Here is a 15,569-nt window from a genome sequence, read left to right as displayed (position 1 = left end):
CGCGAGCGGCCGTCACGTCGCGGTGATCACGTTGCGGTGATCACCGGACGACGATCACTTCTTGACGAGGCGGATCTGCAGGGCCTCGATGCGCAGTGACAGCCCGGTCGTGCCGGCCGTCGCTCCGTTGGACACCCAGCTCATCCAGCCCTTGTTCTGGACCTGAACCCGGTACTGGATGTTGTACGCCGTGGCGAGATTGCCGGTCAGCTTGAGCTGGATGGCCTCCATCCGCAGCGACCGCCCGACCGTGCCGATGATCGCGCCCGGAGCCTGGTAGCCCATCCACCCGAGGTTCTGCACGTGGGCGTTGCCGACGACCGACCCGGTGGTCGTCGTGTTGGTGTCCGTGATCTTCAGCGCCTCGGCCCGCAGCGACTTGCCCACGGTGCCGGCCATCTGGCCGGTCGACACGGTCGGCTGCCAACCGATGGTCTGCACCTGAGCCGCATACCGGAGCACGGGGACGTTGCTGCCGTAGGCGTGGGCGAGGTAGGACGCGCGCTGGGTGGCCCACGTCTTGAGCAGGGAGACCTCGCCGGACCACGTCGACAGGATCGGCGTGTGCCCGCCGTTGAAGGCGATCACCGACGTCTTGCCGAGGATGTTCGGCCAGACGACGTAGTTGTGGGCCGCCGACTGCGTGAGCAGCGTCTTGTAGCCGTCGGTCTTCGAGGGCACGGCGTTGACGAGGGGCTTGAGCGTCTCGTAGGTCGTGTTGGCCTGCGCCGCGAACGACTGGTTGCGGAAGAGCTGCGTCCACCAGTCGAAGCCGCCGTTGCCGGTGATCGTCATGAGCTCGTTCTTGACGTAGTCCTCGGTCGGGTTGCCGCCGCGGTTCGTGCTCGCGTAGTTGCCGAGAGAGATGTCGTAGTCCCAGACCGGTCCGGCGTGGAGCTTGTCGGTCGGTCCGTCCTTGTAGAAGTAGACGCTCGAGGACGAGACGTCCGGGTTCTCCACGAACTCCGAGATGAAGTAGTACTTGATGAACGAGTCGACATCGATGAGGGCGCTGATCTTTGTCCAGTCCGGGTTGCTCGAGTAGAGCAGTCCCTCGAGGGTGTTGATCGTGCTCTGCACGTCGGCCCAGCCGGCCTGGGTGTCGGCGTCCAGCACGACGCCAGGGTCGTTCTTGAAGCCGACGTAGGAGTCCTTGAGCACGAAGATCGACTTGCTCTTCGCGGCGTTGAAGTGGAACGGCTCCGAGCCGCCGTAGTGGTTGTCCATCTCGAGGAGCACGCCCTGTGGGCTGGTAAGGGCAACGTGGCTGTCCGGCTTCAACGGGTCGTACTTGGTGACGGTGATCTTGTCGGTCAACAGGTAGCTGCCGAGGTCCTTGCCGTCCACGACGAGGTCGATGAAGCGCGACTCCGGAGTGGCATACATCCCGAACTGCGCCGCGAGATCCATCGTCGTCTTGTTGCGCATCAGGGACGCATCCGTGCGGTTGGCGATGAGGATCCACGTCTTGCCCGGGAGCATGCCGAGCAGGGCGACCTTCTTGTCGAACTTCAGCTGGTAGGACTTCTTGTCGAGCGTCCACGTGAAGTTTCCATGGCCCTTGATGGTGGGGCAGCCGACACCGTCCGGCGCGAGGTCAGTCGGCAGCGTCGTGCACTTCAACGGCTGCGGCGGCGTAGCCGTACCGTCGGCGATGTCGACCTGGCTGGCGACGGGAACGTCCTTGTTGGCGTGGATGTAGCTCAGTGAGTCCTTCGCAGGCAGGTCCGTGAGCGTCACGTAGACGGTCGGAAGATCCGTGATCGTCTGGGGCGGCGTCGGCACCACGGCGGATGCAGCGACGGCAGGTGTCACCAGGGCCAGCGACGCGAAGAGCGACAGGCTCGCAATTCGTAGTTTTCGCATATTGACAGAATTGCAGTCCGGCTCTGGGGCCGGATCATTTTGTGAAGACTGGAACACCCGCCCTCAAGGCGCGAATATGCTATTTCGGCATTTATCATGAAATGCCACACGAGAACTTTCAACAATCTCAGCATAACCACACTTCAGCCTGTTTGATCGCTGGGACATTGCTGAATTCAGGCTGGATGTCCCCTCCACGCGGGGCGAGAGCGGGGCAGGATGGCGCCATGACATCCACGGGAGACGACAACGCCCACCTGGCGGTGCTCATCGATGCCGACAACGCCGACCCCGGCACCGCCCAGGGGCTGCTCGCCGAGATCTCGACGTTCGGGGTGGCCAGCGTGAAGCGCATCTACGGCGACTGGACCACGCCGCAGCTGGGTCGGTGGAAGGCGGCGCTGCTCGACCACTCGATCCAGCCCATCCAGCAGTTCGCCTACACCTCGGGCAAGAACGCGACGGACAGCGCGATGATCATCGACGCCATGGACCTGCTCTACACGGGCACGTTCAGCGGCTTCTGCCTCGTGTCGAGCGACAGCGACTTCACGCGGCTCGCCTCCCGCATCCGGGAGTCGGGCAAACGGGTCTACGGCTTCGGGGAGCGCAAGACCCCGCGGCCGTTCGTCACGGCCTGCGACCAGTTCATCTACACAGAGATCTTCAAGGAGACGGGGGATGCCCCGAGCGCCCCGCCGAGCACCAAGACCGGGGCCGAGCTGAGGTCGGACGCCCGACTCGTCAACCAGCTGCGCGCCGCCGTGGCGGCCGGTTCGGGGGAGAACGGGCAGGCCTCACTGGGTGCCGTGGGCAACATCCTCCTCAAGCAGTCACCCGACTTCGACCCGCGCCTCTACGGCTACGCCAAGCTGAGCGACCTCTTCGAGGCGGTCGGGCTCTTCGTCGTCGACCGGGGTCCCGGAGGCGCGTACGTCTCAGACGCCCGCCGCAAGAAATGAGTAGACGCGACGTCGAAGGAGGGCCAATTCCCCCTGCGGGTCGTGCGAAGGCACGCTGAACCTCTAGCGTCAGGTCTGTGAGCGACGAGACGAACAGCACGGGCACCACGGACGACAGCACCACGGACGGTGTCAACGGCGAGACGACCGAGGCGCCGGGCCGTGCCAGCTTCGCCGATCTGGGGCTCGACGAGCGAATCCTCAAGAGCCTCAAAGAGCTCGGCTACGAGCACCCGTCGCCGATCCAGGAGGCGACGATCCCCGCGCTGCTCGAGGGGCGACACGTCGTCGGCCTCGCGCAGACCGGCACCGGCAAGACCGCCGCCTTCGCCCTGCCGATCCTCAGCCAGCTCGACCTCAAGCAGAAGTCGCCGCAGGCGCTCGTGCTGGCTCCCACCCGCGAGCTCGCCCTGCAGGTGTGTGAGGCCTTCGAGCGGTATGCCGCCCGGATGCCCGGCGTTCACGTGCTGCCCGTCTACGGCGGCCAGGCCTACGGCGTGCAGCTCAGCGCGCTCCGACGCGGAGTGCACATCGTCGTCGGCACGCCCGGTCGCATCATGGACCACCTCGAGAAGGGCACGCTCGACCTGCGCGAGCTGCGCTTCCTCGTGCTCGACGAGGCCGACGAGATGCTCAAGATGGGTTTCGCCGACGATGTCGAGACGATCCTCGCCGACACCCCGGACGACAAGCACGTCGCGCTCTTCTCCGCGACGATGCCCTCGCAGATCCGGCGCATCTCGAAGAAGTACCTCGACGACCCCGTCGAGGTGACGGTCAAGGCGACCCGCTCCACGACGCCCAACATCACGCAGCGGTACCTCACGGTGTCCTACCCGCAGAAGGTCGACGCCCTGACGCGCATCCTCGAGGTCGAGAACTTCGAGGGGATGATTGTCTTCGTCCGCACGAAGAACGAGACCGAGACCCTCGCAGAGAAGCTCCGTGCCCGCGGCTTCTCGGCGACGGCCATCAACGGCGACATCGCCCAGAACCAGCGTGAGCGCACCGTCGACCAGCTGAAGTCGGGCAAGCTCGACATCCTCGTCGCGACCGACGTGGCCGCCCGAGGGCTCGACGTCGAGCGGATCAGCCACGTCGTCAACTACGACATCCCGACCGACACCGAGTCCTACGTGCACCGCATCGGTCGCACCGGCCGCGCCGGCCGCAGCGGCGACGCCATCTCCTTCGTGACCCCGCGAGAGCGCCACCTGCTCAAGGCGATCGAGAAGGCGACGCGCCAGACGCTGACCCCGATGAGCATGCCCAGTGTCGAGGACATCAACGCCACGCGCCTCACCCGCTTCGACGACGCGATCACGGCCGCCCTCGCGACCGACAAGGTCGAGTTCTTCCGCGACGTCATCGGGCACTACGTCACCGAGCACAACGTCCCCGAGGTCGATGTAGCCGCGGCCCTCGCCGTCGTGCTGCAGGGTGACGAGCCGATGCTGCTCGCCCCCGAGCCGGAGCGTCCGGCGCGGCGCAGCTTCGACCGCGACGACCGGTCGCACGGTGACCGAGGTGACCGAGGTGACCGAGGTGACCGTCGTGACCGGGGCGATCGCGGTGGCTACGGCGACCGCCCGCAGCGCGGTGAGCGCCGTGACGGCCCGCAGCGAGGCTCCCGCGGTGGGCCGAGTGTGCCGCTCGCGCCCTACCGCATCGCCGTGGGCAAGCGGCAGAAGGTCGAGCCCCGCCAGATCGTCGGCGCCATCGCCAACGAGGGCGGCCTCGGGCGTCAGGACTTCGGGCACATCGACATCCGCACCGACCACTCGATCGTCGAGCTGCCCGCGGACCTGCCTGCGGGGACTCTCGAGCGCCTCCGCGGCACCCGCATCTCAGGCCAGCTCATCGAGCTCACCCCCGACCGCGGCCCTCGCGCCGGAGGGGCGAAGCGCCCGACCCGCGACTGATCCGCACGCAGGATCGGCCCGGGGCGCGGTCCTGTCGCCGTTGACGCCACGCCCGGGGGCAGTGGACCCAGGCCCGATCGTCCTTGGGCAGCCCGAGGCCGTTCAGCGCACCGTCCCGCATGTCATCCGAGAGCGGGGGCCGCTCGGGGAGCAGCGCGGTCGGGCTCCCAGCCGAAGAGGGTGCGCAGCTCGCGGTTCCACCGGTTGGCGGGCAGCTCCGGCCGCAGCAGCGCCATCCCCGCGCAGTACTTGCTGACCGCGATGGGCCGCTGACCCAGCCGCCACAGCACCGCGTCGGCAATGGCGGAGGCACCGACGGTCTTCGACTCGATCAGCACCGTAGCCGTCGAGCCGTGACACTCCCGGCCACCGCCTGCGAAGTAGAGGTCGACATCGCACGTCACGCGGCTGCCGCCCGTCAGGTCGACGAGAGTCGAACGGCTGTAGGCAGAGGTGACCACCTCCGCGAGGTCGGCGACGACCTCCGTGTCGTCCAGGTGCATCGTCGCGAACTCGCGAGCGGCGGGGGTGAGGACGTGGCGATGCTCCGCCGAATAGGGCATGCGCTTCTTGACCGTCTCTCCGCGCCCACCCTGAAGCTTGACCTCGAGCAGGCAGTCGCCAGAGTCGAGGTAGGTCCTCGTGCGCAGCTTGAACCGACGTCGGCGCCCGTAGGCATGCTGCCGGTAGGCCGTCAGAATGTCGGTGTCGAAGTAGATGGACTCGTACTGGAAGACGCGGAGCCGGTCGATGTCGAGGACCGCCAGCCGGGGACCGATGGCCCCGATGAACCGCTGGAACACGTCCAGACTGACGACGTACTTGTGGTCGACCCTTACCTGCAGGTCAGCCTTGTCGGTGACCTCCTCCAACGAGATGCCGGGCAGCTGCCCGACGGTGTCGCTGAGACACTCGCGCGCCGGCGTCATCGGTGTCATCCAGGCGACGTCTGCGGTGCACCCGGTGACGTGGTGGCGTGGGAGCCATTGCTCGCCGCGACGGGAGATCGGTTGCGCAGGGACGCCCGGGTGACGAGTGCGTCGAGAGACTGTGCGGGGGTCTGGGCCAGTGCCTGACGGCCCGGGCTCGGACGGCAAGGGCGAACTCCCTCTCGGAAGCGGACGTCCACCACGGTCAGGTCCCGCACGAAGTCCAGCTCCTGCACGATGAAGTGACGGACGTCGGCTCCGAGCCGCTGCTCGAGCTCGGTGCGTAGCTCACGCTCGTCCGCGATGGCGGCGTCGATCGTCACGAGCTGGCGGCGACTCTTCGCGAGGAGGGCGGGGTGGTCGGCGACGAACATGACGACGACGAGTACGACACACACGGTTGGCGTCAGGTAGGGGGTTCCGGGATGCAGCCCAGCCACGAGACCCAGCGCAAGCGCGATGAAGTAGTAGGCGATCTCCTCCTGGGTGATGGAGTCCGATCGCAGCCTGATGATCGACAGGATGCCGAAGAGGCCGAGACCGAGGCTGGCACCCACGGATGCGTCGGCCAGCGCGGCTGTGACCGTCAGGATCCCCATGTTGAGCGCGATGTAGGAGAGCAGCAGGTCGCGTCGCTGATGACGACGGACATAGATGGTGACGACCACCGTTATGGCGACCACGTCGGCAAGGGCGGGAACGAGGAAGGAAGGCATGTTGCTCCTTCGGTTACGGCGTGCACACCTGAATCAGATTCACGTTAGGGGAGGGGCACGGCGCCCCGCACCGTTTCCCCAGCATTCGCACAACGTTCACCCAATGAGGGAGGCCTCGTCGCCCACCACCGCGCCGAGTCGAGGCAGGCCTGTGGCCCCGCCGGTGGGGGCGGGGTCTCGGGGCGGGGCAGCTAGCGGTGCCAGGTGACGGCGGTGGTGGTGACGGTCGCGGTCATGCCGCGCTCGTGGACGACGGTGTGGTGGCGCCCGCAGAGCAGGGCCCCGTTGGCGAGGTCGGTGCGGCCACCATCGGCCCAGTGCGTCACGTGGTGAGCGTCGCACCACTGCGGGGGCACGGTGCAGCCCGGGAAGGTGCAGCCACCGTCACGGCGGGTCAGCGCCCGCCGCTGCGCCGGGGTGAAGTACCGCTCGGTGTAGCCCTGGTCCAGGACCTGCGAGCGGCCGCCGAGGACCATCGGGATGATCGCTGCCTCGCACGCGAGGCGGCGCACCGTCGCCGGTGACAGGACCGCGTCGTTGTCGCACACCCCGGCCCCGCGCAGCCGCTCCAGCAGCGCCTCCATCGTCATCGTCACGACCAGCTGGGTGCGCGGAGTGCGGGTCACGCCCTCCGGCGCCGCGACACCCCGGCCCACGATCTCCAGCAGCGCGTCGGCGCGGCGGGTCTCCGGCCGGCGCGGGTCGGCCGTGGTGTCCCCGCCCCAGTCGAGGTCAGGGCGGGGCCGGGCCAGCGGGTCGATCGCGGCCTCGATGACCGCGGCCGCCTCCGGGTCCAGCCGCAGCAGGTAGTCGATGAACCCGGCCGTCTCACCGATCTTCTTGAACGCCCGACCGGCCCGCATCGCCCGGTCCTCGTCGGCCAGGTCTGCCGGCGGCCGCATCGAGGCACGGCCGTGCGCGGCCACCCGCGCCAGCTCCCGCGCCGAGAGCACGTCACTGACCTCGACCATCGCGTCCACGACCGCCTGCAGGTGCTCCGGATCCGCGATCCGGGCCAGATCGGCGTGGAACCGCACGATCATCGCCGCCTGCGCGACCGAGGTCGCACCCGAGGTCACCTTCGCCGCGAGCGCGGCCCACCGCGGCTCGGTCATCGCCGCCGCGACCTTCGCCACCCCCGGCGCCTCCCGCGGGTCCAGCGTCGGGGCCTGCGTGCGCAACCAGTCCGCCGCCGACAACCCCTCCGCCGCCGCCAGCCCCCGCGAGTGCGCCTCACCCGCCGAGACCGCCGTGATCACCTGCGCCGCGTCACGCACCCGCTGCGCCAGCCCGACCGCCTCACCCACCTGCTCTTGCGACAACCCCCACGTCGGACACCGCTCCGCGGCCAGCCGCAGCGCCTCGTCAGCGAACCGGAGCACGCCGACCAGGCCCCTGTCCTCCACGAGCTCGCTGACCTCCATGACTTCACCCTAGACTCGACCACTGACAACGCATGACACCGTCACATGAAGGAGCCCCATGGCCAAGCCCGCCACCACCACCAAGCCCGTCACCACCACCACCGCCACCACCGCTGCCCCTCCGCGCGCCCTCACGGCCGCCGAGGCACGCGCCGCAGCGCACACCATCGAACGCGCCAAGGTGCTCTCCGTGCGCCTCAGCGCCGAGGAGTTCGAGCAGCTCACCGAGGTCGCGACCGAGATCGGCGTCGGCCCCTCGACGCTCGCCCGCACCCTCATCCGTCGCGGCCTGACGCCCAGCACCACCGACATCACCGAGTCACCGCTCGAGCGCGCCTACCTCCAGCGCCTGCCCCAGCAGCCCTCCGACATCGAGGAGCTCACGGCGAGAGTCGCCGCCCTCGAGGCCTGGGTCGCGAGCCACTCCAACCACGACGCCACCTGAGCTCACCCGGCACCCAGCCATGCGGCATACCGCGCCTCACGACTGCCCCAGCCTCACGGCATACCGGGCCCCACGGCATACCGGGCCGGACGGCATACCGAAGGGGTGCCGTGCTCACGCACCGGCGTGGAAAGGACTCAGCCGCCCACCACCCCGACGGTCCAGCGCGCCATCGTGCCGAGCTCGTCCTCCATGGGCTGGGCCATCTGCCTCGCGCGAGCATCACCTCCGTCAGGCGTGCACTCCCCACAAGAGGACTCGGGAACGCAACGAAATGTGGCCAGTCGTCGCCAGATCGGCCGTCGCGGTGGCATCCTGCACTCAAGAGCTACACGAAGGCGTGACTGTCGATCCGTCCCGACCTCGCGGTGATCACGTGGCCCGGCCGGACTCGGCGTCACGCGTGCGAGGGAGGCCCTGATGGACCGTGGCCGTGACGCCAAGGTGGAGGTGGCGCCGATGCGCGCCCAGGGCCGCCTGCGGGGTTTCCTGCTCTTCGGGCGCTGGCCCGACGACACCGTCGAGTGGACCCAGGTTCTCCTCCTCGCCGTGCGCATGGCGGCCGTCCCCCACATGCTGCCGCCCGGCAGCACCGTCTTCCGGGTCACCGAGGCCGTGCCCGACGACTCCCCCGAGCACGTCGTCGGGCTCGTCATCGCCGAGGGGCAGCTCATCGGCGAGCACCCTTTGCAGCCGGGGCAGTTCGCGACCGAGCAGCCGCCCGGGCTCGCCGTGCTCCACCCGCCCGCGAGCACGCACGCGTCGGTGCCGGAGTACGAGACGGCGTCGGGGTGCCTCTTCCTCCCCGGGCTCCCCCACCTCGGGCTGTCGCACCGGGCCGCGTGGATCGAGGCCGACGCGCACGGCACCGTGACGCGGCTGGCCGCGCGTGATGGCATCGACCCCGGCGACGACGTGGACACCGCAGCCCTCTCGCTGCTCATCGCGTCCTGAGCGGGCTCGTCCCCCACCGGGGTATGCCGTCCGGCTCGTCGCGAGACTCCCCGCCCGTCACGTGTGGCTGAGAGGTGCGAGCACCATGCGATCACCCAGGCGCCACGTCGAGGGTCGCCCGGACGCAGAACTCGTTGTAGGCGAAGACCCGACCGAGCCGCCTCGGGAACGGGAAGCTGTAGCTGCGCCTTGGTGTGAGGCCCACCGAGCGGCAGATCCGCTCGATGTCCTCGCTCGTCGTGAACTGCACGTGGGTCGGATCGGTGTGGTAGCCGGCCTCCTGCGGGCAGATGATGAAGACCGCGCCGCCGGGGCGGAGGTAGGGCAGGTAGGTCTGCAGCAGCTTGCGGCCAAGGTCCGCGTCCATGTGCTCGAGGACGTGCGCGACAAGAAGCCCGTCGAACGACGCGGGCCTCGCCTCGTCGCTGGCGAGGAACTCTCCGTCCGTCATGGCGCGCAGGCCGGCGCGCCTGGCCAGCTCCACGGAGTGCGGATTGTGGTCGACCCCCAGTGAGCCTGGGCTCAGGGCCGACAGGTTGCGGCCGATCCCGCAGCCGAGGTCGAGCGTGCGGCCGAGGCGCTGACGCCTGACGTTGATCCGGTAGGGCAGCTGCACGGGAAGGATCCGCTTCCACCAGACGTGCCGCTGGGCGCGCAACCGCTCGGCATACTCGGGCGTCTCGGTGCTGCCGATCACGGTGTCCGCCTTCTCGGGCCTCAAGAGCATCCACGCTACTCCGTGGCCGAAGTCACTGCACGCCGTTGCCCCACAGGGGAATGCGGGCGGGGGCGAGGTAGTTAGTTGAATCGTGAAGCAGCTACGTATCGTCGTGTCCAGCACCCGTCCCGGCCGCATCGGCCCCAAGGTCGCCGAGTGGGTCGCCGCGCAGGCTCCCTCCACGGAGTGGGAGGTCGAGCTCGTCGACCTGTCGACCCTCCCGTTCTTCGACGAGGAGGACATGCCCAAGAACGGCAACTACGCCAAGCCGCACACCCTGGCCTGGGCCTCCACGGTCTTTGAGTCTGACGCCATCGTGGTCGTGACCCCGCAGTACAACCGCAGCTTCCCGGCGCCGATCAAGAACGCCATCGACTACCTCTTCGCCGAGTGGGACGCCAAGCCCGTCGCCCTCGTCGGCTACGGCTGGACCGGCGCCGTCGACGCGACCGCCGACCTCACCAAGGTGCTCGGCCACGTCAAGGCCGACGTCGTCGGCTCGACAGGCCTCGTCTTCACCCAGGACGTCAACCCCGACGGCGAGCTCACCGTGGGCGACGAGCGTCGGGGAGAGCTGGCCGCGCTGTTCGACGCCCTCGCGTCGCGCGCTGACGAGCCCGTCGGCGCCACCGCCTGACCGCTCACCTCAACCGCTGAGGTATGCCGTCCGCGTCCACCGCGGGCGGCAAACCTCTTTGCCCGAGGTCCGGGCAGCTTACCGCTGCCACGTCGACACATTGGGCCGCGACGCATCGGGTGAGGGAACGGCCAGCAACTTTGGCCTCAGGTGACCATGGACGCTGCAAAAACACGTCGCGAAGGATCGCTTCGGGCATGATCGCGGGGTGACGGCCAATTCAGCCCACGCGTCGGCGGGACACGGGCAACTCGCGGGTGGCCTAGAAGGGACACCTGACACGGCCCAAGAGATCTCGGCGGGACGAAACAGCGCTCTGCCTCTGGTGTTGCGACGTAGCCTTCCAGGGGTACTGATCCTTGCCATGACCCTTGTGTCACTGAAGCCCATCTCGGACCCTGACACCTTCTGGCACCTTGCAGCTGGCGACTATTTGCGGGCGACTTGGTCCTTCAATGGCCCCGACCCGTGGAGCGCGCAGTCGACGCAAACGTGGCGACTGCATGAGTGGCTGGCTGAAATCCTGATGAGTTGGGCCCAGCAGGCCGGTGGACTTCCGGCCGTGGCGTGGCTCCTCCCCATGGGGGCGGCCGCGATACTCCTGGTCTTGTGGGCCACCCTGAGAAAGCGCGCTTCGCTTCTTGTCACCTCACTTGTGATGACTTGCACGTTCCTCGCGATGAGCAACAGTTTCAGTCTGCGACCTCATTTGGTCACCTTCGCCCTGACGATCGTCGTCACCAACGCGTGGCTGGACACGGCCAAGGACCTGAAACCGAGATGGTGGCTGATACTTCTGTCCTGGGTCTGGGCTTGCAGCCATGGGATGTGGTTTGTCGGGCCCATGATCGGCTGCGCCGCCCTACTCGGAATGCTCTTCGATCGAGTCACCACTTTCCGGGACTGTTGGCGACTTGCCTCGATCCCTGTGGCGTCGGTGCTGGCCGCGGCGGTCACCCCGGTCGGACCCGCTCTGCTCATGAGCCCACTTGAGGTGAGGGGCTTCACGCAGTTCATTGAAGAGTGGCGACCTCCCTCGCTGGGAGACATCGGATTCGTCGCCTTTCTTGTCTTGGTAGCTGCATGCCTCTTGCCATGGCTGCGCTCTCTACACAAAGCACCGTGGACGGACATCCTCCTGCTCACGCTCGCTACCGGATTGGCCTTGGCATATGTCCGCACTGTGCCCGTGGGTGCGGCGATCGTAGCTCCGATGACCGCGGCGGTCCTCCAGCGGGCTTCCGGTCTCCCCAGAGAAGCCCAAAGCCGCCAAGAAGTCTCCTTGACGGTCGGTCTAGTTGTTCTGGGGCTATCCGTCGCCGCGGTTCTGAGCCCAGCACGCGCCTCTCTTCCGCAGGGCGGCGCAAACAACCTCAATACCCCCCTCGATTCGTTGCCGAGTGGAACTGTCCTGTGCAATGAGTACGCTCTGGGCGGCTGGCTGATTTGGCGGCACCCGCAGCTGAAGCCGGCTATCGACGGCCGGACCGAGGTCTACTCGCTCGACACCTTCACGTCATACATAGACTTTCAGAAGGGCGGGCGGGGGTGGGAGAGTTACCCTCAGCGAACGGGATGCACTTACGCCCTTCTGGGTGTTGCCCTCCCTCCAGCTCAGGGCTTGGTGAAGCAGGAAGGGTGGAAAGTTGTAGCCCGCAGCGCCGATTACGTGCTCCTTAGCGCGCCGACGCAGCGGTGAGCACACTCGCCGGGCACGCCGTGGACGAGGTGCGGCGTCGGGTCCAGCAGGAGATCCACGGCCACCGCGGCCGTAAGAAAGACCCGCTCTTTCGGACCGGAACATCCTGCACGCCGGCGCCGAGCACCTCACCGAACGCCAGCAGGGCCGGATCGCCGCAGCGATCGCGGCCGACGCGCCACGACGAGGTGTGGGTCGCCTACCAATGCGCCCATCAGGTCCGCTCCGCCCACCACAAGCGAGCCACGCCGCCGGCCGCGTCGTCGCCGAGAAGATCCTCGACTCGTTTCGGTCGTGCCCGATCCCGGAGATCGCCCGCTCGGCCGCACGTTGTCCCAGTGGCGTGGGGCGTTCCTGGCCAACTTCACAACCGGCGGCGCGAACAACGGCGGCACCGAAGCGATCAACGGCCTCATCGAGCTCCACCGACGCGTCGCCCGAGGCTTCCGCAACCGCATGCCGGCTCGGGACAGGTCCAGGTCCGCTTGCGCCATAGCACCCGCACGGGACGCCCGAAGCAGGGCGCGTCGATCAGCTCGACCTCACGCCGGCCGTGGCTGAGCGCCACCACCCCGCACGCCGGGCACCCCATCGGCCCCGGCGGGGACTCCACCCGCACCCGAAGATGCTCCTCGGCCTGAACCACCTCCACCACGTGCAGCCCCTCCAGGCCCACCAACAGATCGCAGTTGCCGCAGTACACGGTCGGGGAAGAGCAGCGCCCAGCAGAGCACGCCGTAGGCTCGGTCATCGTCGAGGTCCTCGCGGAGAAGAAGCTTGGTCGCTACTGATCCTGAGGGCCTCGACCCCTCCCTCGGCGCATCACGAGACCGGGCGTGTCACCGCCGCTCCCACCTCAGGTCCCAAGAGCCCGATTAGTGTGTCAATCTCTCGCAGCCCGCGCACCCCTGACCAGCACAAACGCCAGCAGACCCGACAGATCACGGCCGACCTGTGCAAGTCAGGCCAACGCCGGCGACCATGCCGGCCGCAGCGGAGTGAAGTTGGTCCTACGGTTTGAGGAGAACCTGGCGCGCGGGTCGCGATGCGGCCATGATTCGACTGTGTTGACACACGGCCAACCGACGCGGTCGGCGAGGGGAACCAAGGAACCGTTTCGTCGCCTCAGTGTGGCACTATCGGTCTTCCTGTTGACGCAAGGAATCTTTGCGCTCTGTTTCGTCATGGCAAGTGACGGAGAGTACGCCAATTTTGTCGCCAGGTGGGACGGTGTGCAGTATTCGCGAATCGCGCGAGATGGTTACCCAATCGGTGACCCAACAGATCCAGTTTGGGCTTTTTATCCGCTGTACCCGTCGCTCGTCAAGCTCTTCTCCTTGGCCACCACGATCAGCCCCTCGATCTCCGCGCCGATCGTCAGTGTGTTGGCGGCTGCCGCAGCAGTGGTATGTCTGTTTCACCTCTTAGAGCGATCTCTCGATCGAGCCAGCGCAATCGTCGTCGTTGCACTTCTGTGCACTTGGATGGCCGCGCCAGTCATGCAGATGGATTATACAGAGTCGCTTGCGCTGCTCCTGCTGGTCTTGGCCACTGATCTTCTCTTGCGCAGGAACTACGCCGGCTTGATGCTGGTTCTAGTTTTCCTGTCGCTGTGTAGGCCGATTCTTATCCCATTTGCGTTCATGGGAGCGGGCCACGGCCTCGTGCTGCTCCGTAGAGGAGTGACCGACGCTCGCTGGTTAACGCCCATTTTGGTATCCGTCTGTGTGGCCTTGGCCGGCGTCTGGCCGGTGACAGCGGGTTATCTCTCGGGCGAACCCAATGTCTATCTGAATGCAATGGCATCTTGGGCGGCGCCGGGGGAGCCGCGATCATGGGCAGCAATGGCAATCAACTATGGGGCGCCAGGGTGGATCCTTATGGCGATCCTGACGCTCACTCTCGTTTGGGCAGCAGCCCGCTTGGTCCCACGCGCATTCCCTGTCGAGTTGAGGGCTTGGATGGTGGCCTACCCGTTGTATATCGCGATCGCGACATACATGTCGGGAAGCATTGTCCGCTACCTCATATTCGGATTCCCGGCCGCCGTCATGTTTTCGCCCCTCGCCTCAAAGGGTCCGAAGGGCATCTTCGTGCTTGGGATAATGGGCATCGCGGGATTCGCCCTCGGCATCTACTGGATCACCCACTTTGTGGGGGGTGACGCTGGGCCGATTCCTTAGCCCGGATCGTTCACGTGTCGTGATCTGACACGAGCCCGGGACGCGCGAAAGTGCCTGTCACACAACGAGATACTGGACTTCTCGACGGTTCAGTAAGCTCGATGGGAAGGCACTTCGCAGGTGGAGCATACGACCTGGTCATCCGGGTTGTCCGTCACGGCCAACGGGACCGGGGTGCTCGGGCACGCGGGCAGTGTCGCCACGCGGCTCCTCGCGGACCGGGTCGGGCTGACCCAGCAGCTGTCGCCGGCGACCGCCCGGGTCGGCTTCCGCCCGGTGTCGCGGTCCTGCTAGCCGACGGCGGGGAGGCCATTGCCGACATCGACGTGTTGCGCCACCAAGGCGCGGTGCTGGGGCCGGTCGCGTCAGCGCCGACGGCGTGGCGGGCACTGGACGAGCTGACCCCCGCCGCGATCCGACGGATCGAGACGGCCCGGGCACGGGTGCGCCGGCACGTCTGGTCCCAGCTGCAGACGGCCGGCGGAGTCCCGGCCTCGAGGGTCGCCGACACCGACCTCGGCGATGTCGTCGTGCTCGACGTGGACGCCACCTTGGTCACCGCGCACAGCGAGAAGGAGGCGGCAGCGGCCACGTTCAAAGGCGGCTACGGCCTGAGTTGGCTCAATCGCTTAGTGCGTGACTTTCCTGGCTTGGATCGCGTCGAGGATGGCCTGCTGGTCGGCGGGGTGGAAGGTCTGCTGCGTTCCGTTGATCGCGATGGTCGCTGAGCGCAGCGGCCGCAGCTGCTTGATGACGTTGCGGATCGCGAGCCCGATCCGGGCCTGCGCCTCTCGGGAGATCGCCAACGCGGTGAACACGATGGTCAGGTGCGCCTCGATCGCGTCCCGGGTACGGTGGAACGTCGGCCGGGCGCGCAGGTCGGTCTTGCTCATCCGGAAGGGCTGCTCGACGTGCCACAGGTCGTGGTAGGAGCCGATCACCTCGCCGGCGGGCATGTCGTGGGCGGGGATGTTGCTGACGTAGCCCTTCTTATCCCGAGTTCGGCATAACAAGGGTTATGCCGATGTCGGGGTTATGCCGACTAACAGGGGATCGCTTGCATTGTCGCTGCTGAGCGCGTTGTGGTGGCTTGGATTGTCGGCATAATCGCGGG

Annotated in this window: 14 protein-coding genes and 2 pseudogenes; 9 read left to right on the top strand and 7 right to left on the bottom strand. The window is 67.4% G+C overall.

Annotation, left to right across the window (positions count from 1 at the left end; all coding sequences use genetic code 11):
- Positions 1 to 54 precede the first annotated feature (54 nt).
- Positions 55 to 1,866, bottom strand: a complete 1,812-nt coding sequence (locus tag FHX52_RS22240) for a CotH kinase family protein (protein WP_141824511.1) — start codon at positions 1,864 to 1,866, stop codon at positions 55 to 57.
- Positions 1,867 to 2,093: 227 nt separating this feature from the next.
- On the opposite strand from FHX52_RS22240, the gene FHX52_RS22235 reads away from it, so the two are divergent.
- Both FHX52_RS22235 and FHX52_RS22230 read left to right on the top strand, forming a co-directional pair.
- Positions 2,094 to 2,828: an NYN domain-containing protein gene (locus FHX52_RS22235; protein WP_141824510.1), complete on the top strand. Its 735-nt coding sequence runs from the start codon at positions 2,094 to 2,096 to the stop codon at positions 2,826 to 2,828.
- Between the two features lie 77 nt (positions 2,829 to 2,905).
- A complete protein-coding gene (locus FHX52_RS22230; protein WP_141824509.1) occupies positions 2,906 to 4,750 on the top strand; it encodes a DEAD/DEAH box helicase in 1,845 nt (614 codons plus the stop codon).
- 122 nt (positions 4,751 to 4,872) lie between these two features.
- Here FHX52_RS22230 and FHX52_RS22225 read toward each other — a convergent pair whose 3' ends face one another.
- The 3 genes from FHX52_RS22225 to FHX52_RS22215 all read right to left on the bottom strand — a co-directional run bounded on the left by FHX52_RS22225 (position 4,873) and on the right by FHX52_RS22215 (position 7,819).
- On the bottom strand, positions 4,873 to 5,688 hold the full coding sequence (locus tag FHX52_RS22225) for a VTC domain-containing protein (protein ID WP_141824508.1): 816 nt from the start codon (positions 5,686 to 5,688) through the stop codon (positions 4,873 to 4,875).
- Positions 5,685 to 6,395: a DUF4956 domain-containing protein gene (locus FHX52_RS22220; RefSeq protein WP_141824507.1), complete on the bottom strand. Its 711-nt coding sequence runs from the start codon at positions 6,393 to 6,395 to the stop codon at positions 5,685 to 5,687. The genes FHX52_RS22225 and FHX52_RS22220 overlap by 4 nt, the downstream gene beginning before the upstream one ends.
- A 191-nt stretch (positions 6,396 to 6,586) precedes the next feature.
- A complete protein-coding gene (locus tag FHX52_RS22215; protein ID WP_141824506.1) occupies positions 6,587 to 7,819 on the bottom strand; it encodes an HNH endonuclease signature motif containing protein in 1,233 nt (410 codons plus the stop codon).
- A 58-nt stretch (positions 7,820 to 7,877) separates the two neighbouring features.
- Here FHX52_RS22215 and FHX52_RS22210 point away from each other — a divergent pair, with 58 nt between their 5' ends.
- Complete coding sequence (locus FHX52_RS22210) at positions 7,878 to 8,264, top strand: hypothetical protein (RefSeq protein ID WP_141824505.1); 387 nt, start codon at positions 7,878 to 7,880, stop codon at positions 8,262 to 8,264.
- 420 nt (positions 8,265 to 8,684) lie between these two features.
- Positions 8,685 to 9,218 carry a peptidase gene (locus FHX52_RS22205; protein ID WP_141824504.1) on the top strand — a complete coding sequence of 178 codons (534 nt, stop codon included), beginning with the start codon at positions 8,685 to 8,687 and terminating at the stop codon, positions 9,216 to 9,218.
- Positions 9,219 to 9,309: 91 nt separating this feature from the next.
- Here FHX52_RS22205 and FHX52_RS22200 read toward each other — a convergent pair whose 3' ends face one another.
- Positions 9,310 to 9,945, bottom strand: a complete 636-nt coding sequence (locus tag FHX52_RS22200; RefSeq protein WP_185747433.1) for a class I SAM-dependent methyltransferase — start codon at positions 9,943 to 9,945, stop codon at positions 9,310 to 9,312.
- A gap of 82 nt (positions 9,946 to 10,027) precedes the next feature.
- On the opposite strand from FHX52_RS22200, the gene FHX52_RS22195 reads away from it, so the two are divergent.
- From FHX52_RS22195 to FHX52_RS24795, 3 genes and pseudogenes are all read left to right on the top strand, one after another.
- A complete protein-coding gene (locus FHX52_RS22195) occupies positions 10,028 to 10,573 on the top strand; it encodes an NADPH-dependent FMN reductase (RefSeq protein WP_246070329.1) in 546 nt (181 codons plus the stop codon).
- Between the two features lie 364 nt (positions 10,574 to 10,937).
- Positions 10,938 to 12,272, top strand: a complete 1,335-nt coding sequence (locus FHX52_RS22190; RefSeq protein ID WP_221630685.1) for a hypothetical protein — start codon at positions 10,938 to 10,940, stop codon at positions 12,270 to 12,272.
- Positions 12,273 to 12,289: 17 nt separating this feature from the next.
- Positions 12,290 to 12,725, top strand: a pseudogene (locus FHX52_RS24795) (ISL3 family transposase); the annotation flags it as partial.
- Here FHX52_RS24795 and FHX52_RS22180 read toward each other — a convergent pair.
- Positions 12,685 to 12,864, bottom strand: a complete 180-nt coding sequence (locus FHX52_RS22180) for a transposase family protein (RefSeq protein WP_246070378.1) — start codon at positions 12,862 to 12,864, stop codon at positions 12,685 to 12,687. The pseudogene FHX52_RS24795 and the gene FHX52_RS22180 sit on opposite strands and share 41 nt — an antisense overlap.
- Positions 12,865 to 13,402: 538 nt before the next feature.
- Between FHX52_RS22180 and FHX52_RS22175 the strand changes: the two genes are divergently transcribed.
- Together FHX52_RS22175 and FHX52_RS24190 are read left to right on the top strand one after the other, a co-directional pair.
- Positions 13,403 to 14,455, top strand: a complete 1,053-nt coding sequence (locus FHX52_RS22175) for a hypothetical protein (RefSeq protein WP_185747432.1) — start codon at positions 13,403 to 13,405, stop codon at positions 14,453 to 14,455.
- 120 nt (positions 14,456 to 14,575) lie between these two features.
- Complete coding sequence (locus tag FHX52_RS24190; RefSeq protein ID WP_221630684.1) at positions 14,576 to 14,749, top strand: hypothetical protein; 174 nt, start codon at positions 14,576 to 14,578, stop codon at positions 14,747 to 14,749.
- Between the two features lie 335 nt (positions 14,750 to 15,084).
- Here FHX52_RS24190 and FHX52_RS22165 read toward each other — a convergent pair.
- Positions 15,085 to 15,444 (bottom strand): annotated as a pseudogene (locus FHX52_RS22165) (IS1634 family transposase); the annotation flags it as partial.
- Positions 15,445 to 15,569: the final 125 nt, after the last annotated feature.

This window comes from Humibacillus xanthopallidus, assembly GCF_006717145.1.
In the GTDB taxonomy this organism is placed as follows: Bacteria; Actinomycetota; Actinomycetes; order Actinomycetales; family Dermatophilaceae; genus Humibacillus; species Humibacillus xanthopallidus.
This window is presented reverse-complemented; position numbering and strand designations above follow the sequence as displayed.